The following is a 16,916-nucleotide window of genomic DNA, read 5'->3' on the forward strand; positions in this document are numbered from 1 at the left end:
ACCAGCATGAGCCAGATCGTTTACGTTAACGGAGACTTTGTTCCCGCAGCTGAGGCCAAAGTTTCAGTTTTTGATCGTGGATTTTTGATGGCTGATGCCGTGTATGAGGTGACATCGGTCATCGGCGGCAAGATCATCGATTTTGACGGTCACGCGACACGTTTACAGCGCTCTATGTCTGAGCTTGAAATGGTGTCCCCTGTGACCATGGACGAGCTTTTGCAAATCCACCGCGATATCATCGAAAAAAACAATCTTGTTGAAGGTGGTATTTATCTGCAAATCACCCGAGGTGCGCCAGATGTGCGCGATTTTGCATGGCCTGATCCTGAAGAGGTGCCTTGCGGTATCGTGCTTTTCACCTTTGATAAACCGCTTGTCGACAGCAAGGTGATGGACGAAGGTATTAAAGTCATATCAATCGCTGATGAACGTTGGGGGCGCCGCGATATCAAAACCACGCAGCTTTTGTATCCGTCTTTCGCCAAAATGCAGGCCAAGAAAAAAGGCTGCCAAGATGCTTGGCTTGTGGAAGATGGTTTCGTGACCGAAGGTACCGCGAACAACGCCTACATTGTGAAAAACGGTACGATTATCACGCGTCAGCTTGGCAATGACATCTTGCATGGTATCACCCGTGCCGCGATTTTGCGTTTTGCCCTTGAGGCCCAGATGAAGGTCGAAGAGCGGCCTTTCACAATTGCAGAAGCTCAAGAGGCCGATGAAGCCTTTGTGACCTCGGCCACAGGGTTTGCCCAGCCTGTGATTGAAATTGATGGCGCGCAAATTGGCACGGGTATTCCTGGCGATATCTCAAAACGTTTGCGTGAGATTTATACAGAAGAGATGATCAAAGCTGCGATCTAAGCGCGCTTTATAATCCAGAAAAAGCAAAAAGGCCTGCAGGATATGCGGGCCTTTTTGTTGTTTACGTGTCACGTGGGTCTCATAAAAGACTACGTAAATTCAGCAGTGTAGAGCGTGATGTTCGCCCCTGTGACTTGGCCGCTATTCACATTGGCAAGAAACGCCAGATCAACGCCATCATAGCTAAGCATAACACCACCGTTTTCGTCGGTATATTCAAGCGCGGGATCTGCGACCAAAGCGCCGCCTGTCCAGATCAGTTCAAGACTGTCTTCTTCAGGGGCAAAGTCTGTGACTGTTACAACATCGTCGTCTTCTGATTCAAAGCGTAAGATGACGATATCGTCCGCATTCGCGCCGCCAGATACGGTGTCGCCATCGTCCACCAAGATACTGTCCGCACCATAACCACCATAAACCGTGTCAGCAGTGCCTGTATCACCGATATCGAGAGTTATGATTCTATCAGCACCCTCATCACCATGCACAGTGTTGGACCCCAACGTGTCGATGATTATGTCATTGCCTGCGCCGCCACGGATGAAATCATCGCCTTCTTGGCGATACAGCGCGCCGGCTGCATTGGAAAGATCCGCGAGAGTTTCGGCTTCTTCAAGGATGGCCTCTAGTGTATCAAGCCCTGCGGTCCCGTCGTTGCCGTCGCCTAGCCCTGCGGTCCCGTAGGTGTCGTTGCCGTCGCCTAGGAACACCCTGTCATCGCCATAACCGCCTTCGGCTTGGTCATCACCGGCACCAGCATAGATCGTGTCATCCCCGCCGTTGCCCAGCAAAGTGTCATAGCCGTCACCGCCATTGAGTGTGTCATCTTGAAATCCGCCATCCAATACATCATCACCAAGACCGCCAATGAGTGTATCTTTTCCAGTACCGCCATCCAATTGGTCGTTGCCGTCTGCGCCATTAATAATGTCATTACCCGCAGCGCCAGAAATGATATTGTCTGCATCGTCGCCTAGAAGATTGTCAGCGCCTTCGGTTCCTGTGTAGGCTTCGGTCCCTGAGACATTTTGTTGTTCGACTTCGTCATCGTCGTCATTCCCCCAGAAGTCAAAAACATATGAAAGCCCCAATAGGGCAGGGAGTGCTGTAAGCAAAAGCAGCATGATGTGGCCTTTCAAAATAACTTTAAGGAATTATTAACGACTCTACATAAGGATGTCTCGAAATATAGTCTTTGGGATATGAAATTTATCACTTTAGTACACAGCTTTTAACTACAATTTATAGCCTTGCCCTGCATTGTTTCCGAGTAAGTGTGCCCCTTTAAGAATTAGGCCCCAAAGTGGATCAAAGCAAATGCTGATTCTGCCCCCAGTTTATGGTGTTTTGAGTGGGCCTACATTTGCCTCAAACGCCTGTTTGAACGCATCTTGAGTCTCAGGCGATGCCTCTGTTTGGTTTTGTGCTTTCCATTCGGAAAACGGCATTCCGTAGTAGATTTCACGTGCTTCGTCTTTGGTCATCTCAATGTTGCGCGCATTGGCGGCTTCTTGGTACCAACGTGACAAACAGTTGCGGCAAAATCCGGCGAGGTTCATCATGTCGATGTTTTGTACATCCGCGCGCTTGTTCATTAAATGATCTCGTAGGGTGCGAAAGGCGGCAGCTTCTATTTCGATACGAGTTTGGTCGTCCATTGTCGTCTCCAATCAAAGAGCGTTGTCTGTTAGCGTTTGGGCCAGAATGGGCGCAAGTAAAGCGGCCCAGCGGCGTTGGGTTTCAGGTGTCTCAATCAAATCCGAGCGCAGTTCGATTAATACGTTTAAGCGCCCATGTTTGATCGCGTGGGTTTCAATCGCATCGCCTGGGAATTGCCCGATGTAAGGTTCATTGTCCCCGATACATAGCTTTTCACCGAGATTTTCAGCTTCACGTTGCAATGCTGGGGCTGTTTGCAATGCGTTGATAAGCGGAGCAGTTACTCGTTTGTCTGCTGCTGATAGAATGCCGATTTGCCATGGGCGGCGCGGACGACTTTTCAACTGTGGGGTGAAACTGTGCACGGCACAGATGACAGTGTCATGGCGCGCAGAGGCATGTGCTGCGCAGGCGGCATGATACGGGTGGTAATAGGTTTCAAGGCGGCGCGCTATTTCGGTGTCATCCACATGTCGATTGGCGGGCACAATGGTCCCGTCATACAATTTTCGGACCAAAGTTGGGTCTTGTGGTCCGCGATTGGGATCTATGACAAGACGTGAAAAATTGGCGCAAATGGCAGGGCTGTCCAAAAGATGCGCCAATTCGACAGTGACGCCTTTGGCTCCGATATCATAGGCAATGTGGCGCGACATGTCTGCGGGGGGCAGACCAAGATTTCGGTCAAACTCTTGGGGGATTAGGTTTGTGGCGTGATCGCAGGTGACGACCCAACGCCCTGTACGCGCCGTGCCGATCTGTTCAAAGGGTGAAAAAACGTTCATTTTACCGTCATCTTATGCTGTCATGTACCAATAAGACCTTTGAACGCAAAGGGCCAGTTGTGCCTCAGTCCGCTTTGCGGCATATATGAAGTTGGCCCACCGCGAATTGAAATAATAAAAGGATGTAAGGCAACTATGAGACGCCTTCGCAATGTAAAGATCGTGGCCACTTTGGGCCCAGCTTCGAATGACTATGACATGATCCGCGCGCTTACAGAAGCGGGCGCGAACGTGTTTCGCTTGAATATGAGCCATGGGGAACATGGTGAAATTCGCGAACGTCACGCAATGATCCGTAAAGTTGAAACAGATTTGGGTCGCCCGATTGCGATCCTGGCTGACCTTCAGGGACCAAAGCTGCGTGTCGGTAAATTTGCCGAGGATTCATATGATCTTGAGGTCGGTGCAAAATTCCGCCTTGATCTGGATGCCGCACTTGGCGACATGAATCGTGTGCAACTGCCACACCCAGAAATTTTTGCCGCTCTTGAAGTTGGCTCAAATCTTTTGGTCAACGATGGTAAGATTCGCCTGCAAGTTGAAGATTGCGGTAAAGATTATGCCAACTGTGTTGTGACTGTTGGTGGCGCGATTTCAAACCGTAAAGGCGTGAACGTGCCAGACGTTGTGTTGCCCTTGGCGGCCCTGTCAGAAAAAGACCTTAAAGATCTTGAATTTGTTTGCGAGCTGGGTGTTGATTGGCTGGCACTGTCCTTTGTGCAGCGCCCCGAAGACGTGATCCAAGCCAGAGAATTGGCGAAAGGTCGTGCTTTCATTTTGTCCAAAATCGAAAAGCCATCTGCCGTCACTGACTTTGACGCGATCTTGGCTGTGTCCGATGGCATCATGGTAGCGCGTGGCGACTTGGGTGTTGAATTGCCTGTGCACGCTGTGCCGCCCATTCAAAAACGTCTGATCCGCAAATGTCGCGCGGCTGCTAAGCCTGTGATCGTTGCAACTCAGATGCTTGAATCGATGATCGAAAGCCCAATGCCAACACGCGCCGAAGTGTCTGATGTCGCAACCGCGATTTATGAAGGCGCTGATGCGATCATGTTGTCTGCGGAATCCGCGGCCGGTGATTTCCCTATTGAAGCCGTGACCACAATGAACAACGTCGCGATGGAGGTCGAAAACGATCCCGTCTACCTTGATGTTATGGATGCGTCGCGTGCGGGTAAAAAGCAAACGATTGCGGATGCTATCGTATCTGCGGCGCGTGAAATTGCTGAGACAACTGACATTAAGGCCATCGTTTGTTACTCTGAAAGTGGCACGACTGCCGCTTTGACAGCGCGCGAACGTCCGCATGTACCGATTATTGCGATGACCTCGCGTGACCGGACTGCGCGCAAGCTTTGCCTGTACTGGGGCATGCACTGCATGGTTACTGGCGAAGTCGATCGCTTTAAAATGGCAGTGGTCAATGCTGCACGCGCAGCACGGACATTCGGGTTTGCGACAGAGACCGATAATATCGTTGTGACAGCTGGTGTTCCGTTTAATCAACCTGGGTCTACGAATATCTTGCGCGTCGCACCTTGTGATGAACGCTTGATTTTTAACACAGATCCTGAATGATAGGCGTATTCTTGATATAAGGTGACGCGGGATGGATACAGATCTTTTTCTGGTGATCGGGGTGGCATTGCTTGTCTTGGCTCTGCCAACCATGATCGGGGCTTTCTCTGAAAGCCGTCCACCCCGCGTTGCGGCTGTTCTTGTTGTTATCGGCGGGGGCATGATAGTTTGGGCCGTCACTCAGAAAACGGGTGGCTATGCTTGGGACGATATTCCGCAAGCTTTGGTCCGCGTGATTGGGCGTTATTTCTAAAGCACCCGATTTTCGACCTTTACCTCTTGCCAACCCCCAACCTCTACGTTAATTGCACGACCTCATGGTGCGCGTCCGGCGATCTGGCATGCCGAGTCGCGCGTATAACCATCCGAACACTCGAAAAAGGAGATGGAAATGCCTAAGATGAAGACAAAGTCTGGCGCGAAGAAGCGCTTTAAAATGTCCGCGACTGGTAAAGTCATGGCAGGTCAAGCTGGCAAACGCCACGGCATGATCAAACGTTCAAACAAATTTCTACGTAACGCACGTGGCACGACGACGCTTTCCGCACCTGATGCGAAAATCGTTAAGTCGTACATGCCGTACAACCGCTAATAGGAGGCTCAGAATATGTCCCGTGTTAAAGGTGGTACAGTCACTCACGCTCGTCACAAAAAAGTCATCAAAGCCGCAAAAGGTTACTACGGAGCGCGTTCGCGTCTTTTCCGTACAGCCACGCAGGCCGTTGACAAGGCGAACCAATACGCAACTCGCGACCGTAAAAACCGCAAGCGCAACTTCCGCGCTTTGTGGATCCAGCGTATCAACGCTGCGGTGCGCTCACACGATGAATCTTTCACATACTCAAAGTTCATCAATGGTCTCGCATTGGCCGGTATCGAAGTAGACCGTAAAGTTCTCGCCGATCTTGCCGTGCACGAACCAGAAGCGTTTACAGCCATCGTCGAAAAGGCGAAGGCCGCGCTCGCGTAAATCTTTTCCTTCGGGAATTGAGAACTCATTTAGAAGCCGCGGACCCTTATAGGGGCTCGCGGCTTCTTGTCTTTTAGGCCCGCCATGTTACCAAGCGGGGACAAAACTTTTAAGGTGCCGACATGGATGATCTGAAAAACAAATACCTCACCGCGATCAATGAAGCTGGTGACGAGGCGACACTCGAAGACATCCGTCTGCAAGCTGTGGGCAAAAAGGGCGAAGTGTCCCTGAAAATGCGCGAGCTGGGCAAAATGACGCCTGATGAGCGCCAAGTGGCTGGCCCGAAATTGAATGCGTTGAAAGACGAGATTAATTCCGCGATTGCCGCCAAAAAGGTTGCCTTGGAAGATGTTGCTTTAAACAAGCGTTTGTCCGAAGAATGGCTTGATGTGACATTGCCCGCGCGCCCACAGCGCCAAGGGTCTATTCATCCTATTTCGCGCGTGTCCGAGGAAATCTACGCGATTTTCGCCGACCTTGGATTTGCCGTGGCCGAGGGCCCGCAGGTCGAAGACGATTGGCACAATTTCGATGCGCTCAACATTCCGCCGCATCACCCCGCGCGCCAAGAGCACGACACATTCTATATGCACCGCGACGAGGGCGACAATCGTCCACCGCATGTTTTGCGCACGCACACGTCGCCGGTTCAAATCCGTACATTGCTCGACCAAGGCGCGCCGATCCGTATCATCGCGCCGGGCCGAGTGTACCGCTGTGACTACGACCAAACACACACACCGATGTTCCACCAAGTCGAAGGTCTGTGCATCGGCAAAGACGTTTCCATGGCGAACCTCAAGTGGGTGTTGGAAGAATTCTTTACCGCGTTCTTTGGCACCGAAGTCAAAACCCGTTTCCGCGCCTCGCACTTTCCATTCACTGAACCGTCCGCCGAAGTGGACATTCAGTGCAAATGGGAAAACGGCACCGTCAAAGTGGGCGAGGGCGATGATTGGCTCGAAGTTTTGGGTTCAGGTATGGTTCACCCGAATGTGTTGAAAGCGGGCGGCATCGACCCTGACGAATGGCAAGGATTTGCCTTTGGCATGGGCATCGACCGTTTGGCGATGTTGAAATACGGCATCCCAGATTTGCGTGCCTTCTTTGATTCCGACCTGCGTTGGTTGAAGCACTACGGGTTTAACCCGCTCAGCGTGCCTACGCTGGCTGGGGGGATTAACGGGTGAGTAACATTGTCTCAGATTTTGAGAAAAATGTTGGGGATCGCTATCCAAATTTGTTCAGATACCAAAAGTTGCATGCTGAAGTGGAGGCGATGAAGCCAGCGGGAATTTTAGCCGTGGTTGGATCGTTTGGGGCTGTTTTGACCGGTGGAGATTTAAATTCAAACAGGCTGCTAATCAGTGTGGCAGTGGTTTGGGCTGTACGCTGGGGTTACATCAAATGGCAACAGAAGAAATTTGATGACCTTGTTTACATTGAATTGGTTCGTGTGACGGAAAACAAAGCGAGAGATATTGATGCATGCGGCCAAGATTCTAACTGATTGGAGAAGCTTCAAATGACCGATAACAACGACTCAATGGAAGACCTACAAGTCACGTACCCCGGCGCGGGGATGTTCCAACTGGCGAGCAATCGCACGCGCTGTGAGCAGCTCAATGAGCTGGTGGCGGAGGGTAAAAAAACCGCGACTTGTATGCCGTGGTCCGAATTCGAAAATGACGAAGGCGCTTTGCCGGTCGCAGGCCGCGTTGACATCATCGCGGATTGGGACGGTAACCCCGCTTTGATCGTGCGCACGCTCGAAGTGGAAAAAGTGAAATTCCGCAATGTGACCCCAACGATGGCGCTGCGCGAAGGCGAAGACAGCGACATCGAAGGCTGGCGCAAACGCATGACCAAAAAGTTCGGCACCCAAGGTAAACTGGACCGTGACGCGCTTTTGGTATTTGAAACTTTCGAATTGGTTGAGGATTTGGGCGTCCGCTAGGCGCCAGATAAATATGAAACTGTTTGACACAAACTTCCACGAGATGAGCGACGACAGCCGTCGTATCTATGCGCTCTACGAGATGGCCCACACGCTGGTCGATCTCGCAGCGGCGCTGTGTTTTATTGTTGGTTCGGTGTTTTTCTTTTCCGAAGAACTGCAATACGCGGGCACGTGGCTTTTTGTGATTGGCTCAATTCTATTTGCCGTAAAACCGACACTGCGCTTTGCGCGCGAACTGAAATTATTGAGTCTTGGCCGGCTCAAAGCCGCCGATCAGCCCGCTGACGACGAGAAGGACATCCGATGAAATTCACTTTTTCTTGGCTCAAAGAGCATTTGGAAACAGACGCCACGCTTGACGAGGTTCTATACGCTTTGACCGATCTCGGTCTTGAGGTCGAAGGCGTCACAAACCCTGCGGATGTGTTCAAAGACTTTGAAATCGCGAAAATCACCCATGCGGAACAGCACCCAGACGCAGACAAATTGCGCGTGTGTAAAGTGCAAGCGGGCGCTGGCGAAACCCAGATCGTTTGTGGTGCGCCGAATGCCCGCGAAGGCATCACAGTCGTCTTGGCGAAACCGGGCACTTATATTCCGGGTTTGGATATCACGATTTCTGTCGGTAAAATTCGCGGCGTTGAAAGCTTTGGCATGATGGCTTCTGAAAAAGAGCTGGAATTGTCGGACGAGCACAACGGTATTATCGAGCTGCCTAGTGGTGAAATCGGTCAGTCGTTTGCAGATTATTTGTCTGAGACTGATCCTTCCAAGGTTGATCCCGTTATCGAGATTGCCATCACACCAAACCGCCCCGACGCTTTGGGCGTGCGCGGTATCGCACGTGATTTGGCCGCACGGGGTTTGGGCACGTTGAAAGCGCGTAAAGCCGACAAGGTGTCTGGCACGTTCGCAAATCCAATTTCAATCACGATTGAAAACAGCGCAGCAGAGACGTGCAATGTCTTCGCTGGTCGCCTGATCAAAGGCGTCAAAAACGGCCCGTCACCACAGTGGTTGCAAGACCGTCTAAAGGCCATCGGGTTGCGCCCGATTTCCAAATTGGTCGATGTGACGAATTTCTTCACATACGATGTGAACCGCCCCTTGCACGTATTCGATGCGGCTAAGGTGAGCGGCGGGTTGAGCATTCACACCTCAAAAGGTGGCGAGACGCTGAAAGCGCTGGATGAAAAAGAATACACCTTGCCAGCGGGCGTGACGGTGATTTCATCTGGCGGTAAAGTCGAAAGCATCGCGGGCATCATGGGCGGTTTGGACGCAGGGTGCACTGACGAGACCACTGACGTGTTTTTGGAAGCTGCCTTTTGGGACACTATCGCGATTGCCAAAGGCGGGCGTGCGCTAAAAATCAATTCCGATGCGCGCTACCGCAATGAACGCGGCATTGATCCAGCCTACAATATGCAAGCGATCGAGGATGCCACTCAAATGATCCTTGATCTGTGTGGCGGCGAAGCATCTGAGGTGACTGTCGCGGGCGAGGTGCCCGATGTGTCGCGCGCCTACAAGTTGGATACTGACCGCGTGCAAAGCCTTGTCGGTATGGAAATTCTGCCCGAAACTCAAATCGCAACGTTGACTGCGCTTGGGTTTGTGATGGACGGCGATATGGCGCAAGTGCCGTCTTGGCGTCCTGATGTTTTAGGCTCTGCCGATTTGGTTGAAGAAGTAGCACGCATTGCGTCGTTGACCTCATTGGAGCCAAAGCCGTTGTCGCGCCCGATTGGCATTGCCAAGCAAATTCAAACGCCGATGCAGGTGCGTGAAAGCATGGCGCGTCATACGGCTGCTGCTTTGGGCTACAACGAATGTGTTACGTACTCTTTTGTTGATGAAAAATCCGCGAAATTGTTTGATGGCGGCACTGATGCTGTGAAGCTTGAAAACCCTATTTCATCTGAGATGAGCCATATGCGGCCCGATCTTTTGGTTGGTTTGTTGCAAGCGGCGTCGCGCAATCAAGCGCGTGGGTTCAATGATTTTGCCTTGTTCGAAGTGGGCGCTGCGTTCCATGGCGGTGAGCCGGGCGAGCAGCACGTGCAAATCGGCGGTATCTTGGTGGGGGCCAGTGGGCCAAAAGACGTTCATGGCGCGCGCCGCGATGTAGATGTGTTCGACGCCAAAGCGGATGCTGAGGCGATTTTGAATGCAATCGGTGCGCCTGCAAAAGCGCAAATCTTGCGCGATACACCGTCTTGGTTCCACCCCGGTCGCTCTGGCAAAATTTGTCTTGGCCCCAAAAAGATTTTGGCACAGTTCGGCGAAGTGCACCCTAAAACTCTTAAAGAAATGGGTGTCAAAGGACCGGCGGTGGCCTTTACCATCTTCCTTGAACAACCGCCTTTTCCACGTGGTGGCAAGGTGGCGCGCCCTGCGTTCTTCACCAATGATCTGCAAGCAGTTGAGCGCGATTTTGCTTTTGTCGTCGATAAAGATGTCGCTGCTCTGTCTGTCGTCAATGCAGCCTTTGGTGCGGATAAAAACTTAATCGAAGACGTGCGTGTGTTCGATGAATTCATCGGTGGCAGCCTTGGCGAAGGTAAAAAATCACTCGCCATCACGGTCCGGTTGCAGCCAGCCGAGGTGACGTTGAAGGAAAAAGACATCGAAGAGGTGTCCGCCAAAATCATCGCCAAAGTTGAAAAAGCCACTAAGGCTGTTTTGCGCGGTTGATCTGACGTAGTACGGTCTTAAGTTTGAAAAGGGCGCCGCTTTTGCCGCGCCCTTTTTCATTGCTCACAACCTAAGGGATTTCCTATGAAACCGTCGAACACTGGCCCTTGGGATTCAGTTACAGGGGCTTTGTCTGCGCTTGATGAGGCGGGGCGGCCCATGGCTCCAGCGCTTGAAGGCGGTGGAGCGTATGCGCGCAAAAACGGTCGCCGTTTGGCGGTCATTCACCGAATGCATTTGCGCGATATTGTGACGGCGCGCCAGCTTTTGGAAAAAATAGAACACGGGGGCGAAGGTGCTGCAGCTTTGGTCAAAGCGATTCCTGCGATGACGATGACGAAAAATTACCGGACCTTTGGCAATCTGTGCGGACGTGAATGTATGGTGTTGAACATGCATCACAACATCGAAGAGCAAGACATGTTTCCGCGATTGGAAAGCGGTGGCAATGCGGGAATTTCTGCGGTTGTGGCCAAGCTGCGCGAAGAGCATCGTGTCGTGCATGCGCTGATAGAACGCCTGTATGAGGCGGCGGTGACTTTGGTTGAAGGGCCTGCACCTAATGCTTATGCAGAGGCGCGGTCAGTGTTCGAGCAACTTGAAGCTGTGGTCAAATCGCACTTTAAATACGAAGAAACAGAACTTGAAGAGGCGCTGGGGCTGTTCGGCGCGATCTAAACCACAAGGACTTGAGCTTATGAAAGTTTACCTATCCGGCGAAATTCACACAGATTGGCGCGATCAAATCACCCAAGGTGCACAGCATCTGGCGGTGGAATTTTCTGTACCTGTGACGGACCACGGGGCCTCGGATGATTGCGGCGTTGCTATTTTGGGGGCTGAACCAGATAAGTTTTGGCACGACCACAAAGGTGCCAAACTGAACGCGATCCGCACGCGGACTGCGATTGAGGCCGCCGATGTTGTTGTCGTGCGTTTTGGCGATAAATACAAACAGTGGAATGCCGCTTTTGATGCGGGCTATGCAGCTGCGCTTGGCAAATCTTTGATTGTGATGCATGGGGCCGATCATCAGCATGCATTGAAAGAAGTAGATGCTGCGGCGTTGGCCGTCTGCGAAACGCCGCAGCAGGTTGTCGATATGCTGAATTATGTTTTAACCGGTGCGTTGCCCAAATAGGGTTTGGCAAAAGGGGGCAGAATACCGCCCCCTTTTTGGTACTTGAATTAATCGTGGCCAGGCACCGGCGGAATGTTTTTGGCTTTTTGCACCGCAGGGCGGGCATAGAAACGGTCCACATAGGCCGGCACGTTTTTCAAATCGTGATAGCCCACCACGTCTTTGGCGCCGTAAAATTCCAAGGCATTGAGCCAAGGCGCAATCATCATGTCGGCGATGGAATAATCGCCCACGATCCACTCTTGGCCATCAAGCTGCTTTTCAACGACAGCCAAAAGACGTTTGGCTTCGCCAATGTAGCGGTCGCGCGCTGTCGGATCTTCCATAGCGGCCCCTGCAAATTTGTAGAAGAACCCAAGCTGCCCCAGCATTGGACCAAGTCCGCCCATTTGGAACATCACCCATTGCAAGGTTTTGTAACGCTTTTGGGGATCTGCAGACAGAAACTGGCCGGATTTCTCGGCAAGGTAGATTAAGATCGCACCAGATTCGAACAGCTCTATCTGTGTGCCATTGGGACCGTTTGGGTCGATGATCGCAGGGATTTTGTTGTTGGGGTTGAGCGCCAAGAATTCAGGGCTTTTGACGTCTACATCGGTCAGGCCTACCAAATGTGCCTCGTAAGGAATGCCCATTTCTTCTAAAGCGATGGACACTTTGACACCATTTGGCGTTGGGAATGAGTATAGTTGCAGTTTGCTGGGGTCTTGTGCGGGCCAGCGGGTGTTGATTGGGTGGTGTGTCACAGAAGTCATAAGGCTGTCCTTTGTTTGTCTTCGATAAATATGGGGACCTTTTACGTTAGATTAACCCCGTCGTATCGTGCGCAATTGTGCTATGTAATGTGTGGATACGCGTAAAATGACGTGTCTTAACAAAATGAGGGACGATATGCTCAAAGAATTCAAAGACTTCATCGCCAAGGGCAATGTCATGGACATGGCTGTTGGTATCATCATCGGTGCCGCGTTCACCGCTATTGTTAAATCCTTGGTCGCTGACCTGATCAATCCGATCATCGGTCTGTTCACTGGCGGCATGGATTTTACCAACAAATTCGCAGTCCTATCTGGCGATGTAGCTGCGGGCGCAAGCCTTGAAGCGGCGCGTGAAGCGGGCGCATCTGTATTTGCCTACGGGTCATTCATCATGGCGATCATCAACTTCTTGATCATTGCATTCGTGGTCTTCATGCTTGTGCGCTACGTCAACAAAGTCAAAGCTGCGACTGAGACACCGGTTGAAGAAGCACCAGCTGCACCAGCAGGTCCAACTGAGATTGACGTTCTTTTGGAAATTCGCGATTCTTTGAAAAAATAAGATCGCACCATGAGACGACATAAAGGCCCGCAAGTTTTGCTTGCGGGCCTTTTGCGTGACACGAAATAGCATCACGTTCGGGGACACATAGACTAAACGCACCGTGCGCGTGTTTCCGTCGCTTTTACATCGGAAAACCTATATGGGATATATGGATTGGTTTTCTTTACAGTGTAGGATGAATTTAAGAAATGCCCCAAATGGACGAGACAGATCGCCGAATTTTGCGAATTTTGCAGAAAAAAGGCCGGATCTCGAACGCAGATTTGGCAGTCGAAGCCAATGTGTCGAGTTCAGCGTGCCACCGCCGCGTACAGCGGCTTGAGGCGGATGGCGTTATTCGTGATTACGTAGCGCTGTTGAACCCAACGCATGTGGATCGGCGCTCGACCTTGTTTGTTGAGGTGACGCTGACATCGCAAGCAGATGATGTTTTGGCAGCGTTTGAAAAGGCAGTTCAGGGCGTGCCTGATGTGTTGGAATGTCATTTGATGGCGGGCGTTGCGGATTACATGCTCAAAGTGGTCGCCGCAGATACCGATCATTTCGCGGAAATTCACCGCACTTTGGTTCGTCTTCCTGGTGTCGTGAAAATGCAGTCCTCTTTCGCCATGCGAACGGTTTTCAAAACCACCAGCCTGCCTGTTTGATCTGCCGCATTGCGCTTTGGCGCATTCTTTGGCAGGCTCGTCATTATGTTTGTGTTTGCGGGGAGGCGAACCAATGGCGTCGGAAACTCATACAGAGCAGGTTTTAAATGCGGTTGGGTCCGCGTCTGGTGCATCGCGGCTGACGGCGTCTTGGCGTCGTTCTATGGTCAAGCATGGCCTTGATCCATCGCACCACAAAAGCCCACGCCGCTTTGAGATGAGCCATGTCGCACAGCGACGCGAAGAACTTGGATCGTTTCTAGAGGTTGCAACGCCAAAACTCGATCAACTGTTTCAAATGGTTGGCAGCGCGGGGTGTTGCGTTTTGTTGACGGACCGCACGGGTGTTGTGCTGGAGCAGCGTTCCAAAGACACGGATGCTGAAACGTTTGATCGTTGGGGGCTTTGGGCTGGCGCAGATTGGTCTGAGCAGTCTGAGGGCACAAACGGTATCGGGACCTGCATTGCAGAAACGCGCCATCTGACCATTCACCGTGATGAACATTTCTTCAGCCGTAACACTGCGATGTCTTGCATGGATTCCCCTATATTTGGGCCAGATGGCGAATTAATCGGTGCACTAGACGTGTCGTCGTGTCGCGCGGATCAAACCGAAACCTATGCCCGCCTTATTGGCAATGTTGTGGCCCAAACTGCCAAACAAATTGAAACCGACGCATTTCGCATGGCTTTCCCAAAGGCGCGCATCATTACCGCCCCAGAGGAACGTGGGGGAGGTGCCGTGTTACTGGCCGTGGATCAAGATGACTTGGTGATCGGGGCCACGCGCGCGGCACGGCGTTTGTATGAGTTAGGGCGGGGCGGGGTCATTGTTCCACGGCCCGCTTCTGATATTTTAGGGCGCGATACTGGTGTATCCGCCTTAGAGCGGGCTGAACGCGCGGCGTTGAAGCGCGCCATTGCGCGGGCTGGTGGCAATATGTCTGCCGCGGCGCGTGAGCTTGGGATCGGGCGTGCAACGCTTTATCGGCGGATGAATCGTCTGGGTCTTGGGGAATCCTGAGACACCTGTCTCAGCTATGAGACACTGCTGCGCTGCAGCGTTTATCCCGAGGGGTGACGCGCCTCACAGTGCTGGTCATGTTCTTTGCAACCGAGGTGGAGGCTTCGGATGTCAGAGGAGGACATATCATGAATGTAATGACCAAAAGCGAAAGCAAATACACGTCGCCGTTCAAGGCACGTTATGACAACTTTATTGGTGGCAAATTTGTTGCTCCAGTAAACGGAAATTATTTCGACAACATCACACCCATCGACGGATCTGTCGTATGTGAAGTTGCGCGTTCAGATGCAGATGATGTCAACTTGGCCCTTGATGCGGCGCATGCTGCCAAAGTGGCGTGGGGCAAAACATCTGCTGCCGATCGTTCTAACATCTTGCTCAAAGTGGCAGACCGCTTGGAAGAGAACCTTGATCTTTTGGCGCAAGCTGAAACATGGGACAACGGCAAGCCGATCCGCGAGACAACATTTGCGGACATCCCATTGGCGATCGACCACTTCCGGTACTTCGCAGGCGTGCTGCGCGGTCAAGAAGGCTCAATGTCTGAGATCGACGCCGACACAGTGGCGTATCACTTCCACGAGCCCCTCGGTGTTGTGGGCCAGATCATTCCCTGGAACTTCTCCATTTTGATGGCGGCTTGGAAACTGGCACCAGCTTTGGCGGCTGGCAACTGCATTGTGATGAAGCCTGCGGAACAAACCCCTGCGGCGTTGATGGTTTTGGCCGAGTTAATCGCAGACCTTTTGCCGAGCGGCACGTTGAATATCGTCAACGGGTACGGCGGCGAAGTGGGGGCGGCTTTGGCAACATCCAAACGCATTGCAAAGATTGCGTTCACGGGCTCCACCGCGACCGGCAAAAAAATCATGGCAGCTGCGACAGAGAACCTGATCCCAGTGACGCTTGAGCTTGGTGGCAAATCACCAAACATCTTTTTCTCTGACATCATGGCCGCAGACGACGCGTTCTTTGACAAGGCCATCGAAGGGTTTGTTCTGTTTGCCTTCAACCAAGGCGAAGTGTGCACATGTCCATCACGCGCCTTGGTGCAGGAAGACATCTATGACGCGTTTATGGAGCGCGTGATTGAACGTGTGAAAGCGATTAAACAGGGCGACCCACGCGAAATGAACACGATGGTCGGCGCGCAATGTTCACAAATGCAGCAAGACAAAATCTTGTCCTACTTCACAATCGGTCGTGAAGAAGGTGCTGAGGTGCTTGTGGGGGGGGCGGCTGCGGATGTTGGCAAAGATCTCGAAAACGGGTTCTACATTCAGCCAACCATCTTCAAAGGCACAAACGACATGCGCGTGTTCCAAGAAGAAATCTTTGGCCCAGTTGTGTCTGTCACAACCTTTAAGGACGAAGACGAAGCACTCGCGATTGCTAACGACACTATGTATGGCCTCGGTGCTGGCGTTTGGTCACGCGATGCAAACCGGTGCTTCCGCTTTGGTCGCGCAATTGAAGCAGGTCGTGTTTGGGTCAACAACTACCATGCCTACCCAGCGCACGCCGCTTTTGGTGGGTACAAGCAATCTGGCATTGGCCGTGAGAACCACAAGATGATGCTCGACCACTACCAGCAGACGAAAAACATGCTCGTCAGCTACAACCCCAACAAGCTGGGCTTCTTTTAAAGTTTCCTCCCGCGGAGCGCATTTCGATGCGCTCCGTACTTTTGCGCCATTATAGTTAGGGCAGGGCCCACAGGTTTCTATATGCGCGCATCCTCCCCCTTGAGATTCGCATTTTTTGCCCCGTGAGTCGCCCAAATCACTCTCGATTCACCAAATATGCCCTAGAATGATGTCGCGGTTGGCCGAAATACTGATGAGACATCATATTTCAGGTTGCCTGATGGGCTCTAAATTGGCGTATTTCCCCATAAAATAGGCAGTTTTTAATTTTTTTGAACTTTTTACGACAAGATGTGAAGAAACCACTTGCGGCTTTGTGTTGGTAACCTTAGAACCCCCCTTACCGGAAGCGACGAGGTTGCTGAGGGGACGGACGGAGCGGCTGAGAAGCTGGGAAGTTTAGGAAAATCAGAGGTTTAAGTTAAGCGGGCGCGCTGGAGAGATTTAGCGCATCGGTTTTATTTTTGGCTCTGTCTAGGTTGGCTTTTGTTGATTTAGCGCTCTTTGACATTGATAATTACTGAAGAGATATGTGGGCGGTTTGGTTCATTCGATGGATCGAACGTCTGTATATCGCGCTCTTAGAGAAGCAACTTGTTGTGGATCGATT

The 16,916-nt window shown here is 51.8% G+C and carries 20 protein-coding genes; 16 read left to right on the forward strand and 4 right to left on the reverse strand.

All coding sequences use genetic code 11. The features are described from left to right. The first annotated feature begins 6 nt into the window (after positions 1-6). On the forward strand, positions 7-867 hold the full coding sequence (locus BM025_RS15380; RefSeq protein WP_085850420.1) for a D-amino-acid transaminase: 861 nt from the start codon (positions 7-9) through the stop codon (positions 865-867). 89 nt (positions 868-956) lie between these two features. Here the strand turns inward: BM025_RS15380 and BM025_RS15385 are convergent, their stop codons facing one another. The 3 genes from BM025_RS15385 to BM025_RS15395 all read right to left on the reverse strand — a co-directional run bounded on the left by BM025_RS15385 (position 957) and on the right by BM025_RS15395 (position 3,311). Beyond that, positions 957-1,991, reverse strand: coding sequence for a calcium-binding protein (locus BM025_RS15385; protein ID WP_085850421.1), 1,035 nt, complete (start codon positions 1,989-1,991; stop codon positions 957-959). A 213-nt stretch (positions 1,992-2,204) separates the two neighbouring features. Then, the gene (locus BM025_RS15390; protein ID WP_085850422.1) at positions 2,205-2,525 is read right to left on the reverse strand and encodes a DUF1244 domain-containing protein; all 321 of its coding nucleotides are present in this window, start codon (positions 2,523-2,525) and stop codon (positions 2,205-2,207) included. Positions 2,526-2,537: 12 nt separating this feature from the next. After that, positions 2,538-3,311, reverse strand: coding sequence for an N-formylglutamate amidohydrolase (locus BM025_RS15395; RefSeq protein ID WP_085850423.1), 774 nt, complete (start codon positions 3,309-3,311; stop codon positions 2,538-2,540). 135 nt (positions 3,312-3,446) lie between these two features. On the opposite strand from BM025_RS15395, the gene pyk reads away from it, so the two are divergent. The 11 genes from pyk (at position 3,447) to BM025_RS15450 (ending at position 11,663) form a co-directional block, all read left to right on the forward strand. Beyond that, positions 3,447-4,892: a pyruvate kinase gene (gene pyk, locus BM025_RS15400; protein ID WP_085850424.1), complete on the forward strand. Its 1,446-nt coding sequence runs from the start codon at positions 3,447-3,449 to the stop codon at positions 4,890-4,892. A 31-nt stretch (positions 4,893-4,923) separates the two neighbouring features. After that, a complete protein-coding gene (locus BM025_RS15405; RefSeq protein ID WP_085850425.1) occupies positions 4,924-5,145 on the forward strand; it encodes a hypothetical protein in 222 nt (73 codons plus the stop codon). Positions 5,146-5,283: 138 nt separating this feature from the next. Further along, positions 5,284-5,484: a 50S ribosomal protein L35 gene (gene rpmI / locus BM025_RS15410; protein WP_085850426.1), complete on the forward strand. Its 201-nt coding sequence runs from the start codon at positions 5,284-5,286 to the stop codon at positions 5,482-5,484. Between the two features lie 15 nt (positions 5,485-5,499). Continuing rightward, entirely contained in the window at positions 5,500-5,862 is a 363-nt protein-coding gene (rplT, locus tag BM025_RS15415) for a 50S ribosomal protein L20 (RefSeq protein WP_085850427.1), read from the forward strand. A gap of 122 nt (positions 5,863-5,984) precedes the next feature. Next, on the forward strand, positions 5,985-7,055 hold the full coding sequence (gene pheS, locus BM025_RS15420) for a phenylalanine--tRNA ligase subunit alpha (protein WP_085850428.1): 1,071 nt from the start codon (positions 5,985-5,987) through the stop codon (positions 7,053-7,055). After that, positions 7,052-7,375, forward strand: coding sequence for a hypothetical protein (locus BM025_RS15425; protein ID WP_085850429.1), 324 nt, complete (start codon positions 7,052-7,054; stop codon positions 7,373-7,375). The genes pheS and BM025_RS15425 overlap by 4 nt, the downstream gene beginning before the upstream one ends. A 15-nt stretch (positions 7,376-7,390) precedes the next feature. Continuing rightward, on the forward strand, positions 7,391-7,822 hold the full coding sequence (locus tag BM025_RS15430) for an ASCH domain-containing protein (protein WP_085850430.1): 432 nt from the start codon (positions 7,391-7,393) through the stop codon (positions 7,820-7,822). A 13-nt stretch (positions 7,823-7,835) separates the two neighbouring features. Beyond that, positions 7,836-8,132, forward strand: coding sequence for a YrhK family protein (locus tag BM025_RS15435; RefSeq protein WP_085850431.1), 297 nt, complete (start codon positions 7,836-7,838; stop codon positions 8,130-8,132). Beyond that, positions 8,129-10,522, forward strand: a complete 2,394-nt coding sequence (pheT, locus tag BM025_RS15440) for a phenylalanine--tRNA ligase subunit beta (protein WP_085850432.1) — start codon at positions 8,129-8,131, stop codon at positions 10,520-10,522. Before BM025_RS15435 ends, pheT begins: the two co-directional genes overlap by 4 nt. Positions 10,523-10,606: 84 nt before the next feature. Next, complete coding sequence (locus tag BM025_RS15445) at positions 10,607-11,200, forward strand: hemerythrin domain-containing protein (protein ID WP_085850433.1); 594 nt, start codon at positions 10,607-10,609, stop codon at positions 11,198-11,200. A gap of 19 nt (positions 11,201-11,219) precedes the next feature. After that, positions 11,220-11,663 (forward strand): YtoQ family protein, encoded by a 444-nt coding sequence (locus BM025_RS15450; protein WP_085850434.1) that lies wholly within the window; start codon positions 11,220-11,222, stop codon positions 11,661-11,663. Positions 11,664-11,710: 47 nt separating this feature from the next. On the opposite strand, the gene BM025_RS15455 is transcribed toward BM025_RS15450, so the two are convergent. Then, positions 11,711-12,418, reverse strand: a complete 708-nt coding sequence (locus BM025_RS15455; RefSeq protein ID WP_085850435.1) for a glutathione S-transferase family protein — start codon at positions 12,416-12,418, stop codon at positions 11,711-11,713. 136 nt (positions 12,419-12,554) lie between these two features. On the opposite strand from BM025_RS15455, the gene mscL reads away from it, so the two are divergent. The 4 genes from mscL to adh all read left to right on the forward strand — a co-directional run bounded on the left by mscL (position 12,555) and on the right by adh (position 16,306). Further along, positions 12,555-12,983 carry a large conductance mechanosensitive channel protein MscL gene (mscL, locus tag BM025_RS15460; protein WP_085850436.1) on the forward strand — a complete coding sequence of 143 codons (429 nt, stop codon included), beginning with the start codon at positions 12,555-12,557 and terminating at the stop codon, positions 12,981-12,983. A 191-nt stretch (positions 12,984-13,174) separates the two neighbouring features. Next, a complete protein-coding gene (locus BM025_RS15465; RefSeq protein ID WP_085850437.1) occupies positions 13,175-13,633 on the forward strand; it encodes an Lrp/AsnC family transcriptional regulator in 459 nt (152 codons plus the stop codon). Between the two features lie 73 nt (positions 13,634-13,706). Beyond that, entirely contained in the window at positions 13,707-14,657 is a 951-nt protein-coding gene (locus BM025_RS15470; protein ID WP_170842206.1) for a GAF domain-containing protein, read from the forward strand. Between the two features lie 128 nt (positions 14,658-14,785). Continuing rightward, positions 14,786-16,306: an aldehyde dehydrogenase gene (adh, locus tag BM025_RS15475; RefSeq protein ID WP_085850438.1), complete on the forward strand. Its 1,521-nt coding sequence runs from the start codon at positions 14,786-14,788 to the stop codon at positions 16,304-16,306. Positions 16,307-16,916 lie beyond the last annotated feature (610 nt).

Origin of the sequence: Pacificibacter marinus (genome assembly GCF_900109555.1) — a bacterium.
Taxonomy (GTDB): Bacteria; Pseudomonadota; Alphaproteobacteria; order Rhodobacterales; family Rhodobacteraceae; genus Celeribacter; species Celeribacter marinus_C.

Excerpts from the sequence above, each read along its gene's own strand:
- BM025_RS15435 (WP_085850431.1), top strand. The coding sequence starts at position 7,836 with ATGAAACTGTTTGACACAAACTTCCACGAGATGAGCGACGACAGCCGT.
- BM025_RS15430 (WP_085850430.1), top strand. The coding sequence starts at position 7,391 with ATGACCGATAACAACGACTCAATGGAAGACCTACAAGTCACGTACCCC.
- BM025_RS15405 (WP_085850425.1), top strand. The coding sequence starts at position 4,924 with ATGGATACAGATCTTTTTCTGGTGATCGGGGTGGCATTGCTTGTCTTG.
- pyk (WP_085850424.1), top strand. The coding sequence starts at position 3,447 with ATGAGACGCCTTCGCAATGTAAAGATCGTGGCCACTTTGGGCCCAGCT.
- mscL (WP_085850436.1), top strand. The coding sequence starts at position 12,555 with ATGCTCAAAGAATTCAAAGACTTCATCGCCAAGGGCAATGTCATGGAC.
- BM025_RS15380 (WP_085850420.1), top strand. The coding sequence starts at position 7 with ATGAGCCAGATCGTTTACGTTAACGGAGACTTTGTTCCCGCAGCTGAG.
- BM025_RS15465 (WP_085850437.1), top strand. The coding sequence starts at position 13,175 with ATGCCCCAAATGGACGAGACAGATCGCCGAATTTTGCGAATTTTGCAG.
- rpmI (WP_085850426.1), top strand. The coding sequence starts at position 5,284 with ATGCCTAAGATGAAGACAAAGTCTGGCGCGAAGAAGCGCTTTAAAATG.
- BM025_RS15455 (WP_085850435.1), bottom strand. The coding sequence starts at position 12,418 with ATGACTTCTGTGACACACCACCCAATCAACACCCGCTGGCCCGCACAA.
- pheS (WP_085850428.1), top strand. The coding sequence starts at position 5,985 with ATGGATGATCTGAAAAACAAATACCTCACCGCGATCAATGAAGCTGGT.
- BM025_RS15470 (WP_170842206.1), top strand. The coding sequence starts at position 13,707 with ATGGCGTCGGAAACTCATACAGAGCAGGTTTTAAATGCGGTTGGGTCC.
- pheT (WP_085850432.1), top strand. The coding sequence starts at position 8,129 with ATGAAATTCACTTTTTCTTGGCTCAAAGAGCATTTGGAAACAGACGCC.
- BM025_RS15395 (WP_085850423.1), bottom strand. The coding sequence starts at position 3,311 with ATGAACGTTTTTTCACCCTTTGAACAGATCGGCACGGCGCGTACAGGG.
- BM025_RS15450 (WP_085850434.1), top strand. The coding sequence starts at position 11,220 with ATGAAAGTTTACCTATCCGGCGAAATTCACACAGATTGGCGCGATCAA.
- BM025_RS15385 (WP_085850421.1), bottom strand. The coding sequence starts at position 1,991 with ATGCTGCTTTTGCTTACAGCACTCCCTGCCCTATTGGGGCTTTCATAT.
- rplT (WP_085850427.1), top strand. The coding sequence starts at position 5,500 with ATGTCCCGTGTTAAAGGTGGTACAGTCACTCACGCTCGTCACAAAAAA.
- BM025_RS15445 (WP_085850433.1), top strand. The coding sequence starts at position 10,607 with ATGAAACCGTCGAACACTGGCCCTTGGGATTCAGTTACAGGGGCTTTG.
- adh (WP_085850438.1), top strand. The coding sequence starts at position 14,786 with ATGAATGTAATGACCAAAAGCGAAAGCAAATACACGTCGCCGTTCAAG.
- BM025_RS15390 (WP_085850422.1), bottom strand. The coding sequence starts at position 2,525 with ATGGACGACCAAACTCGTATCGAAATAGAAGCTGCCGCCTTTCGCACC.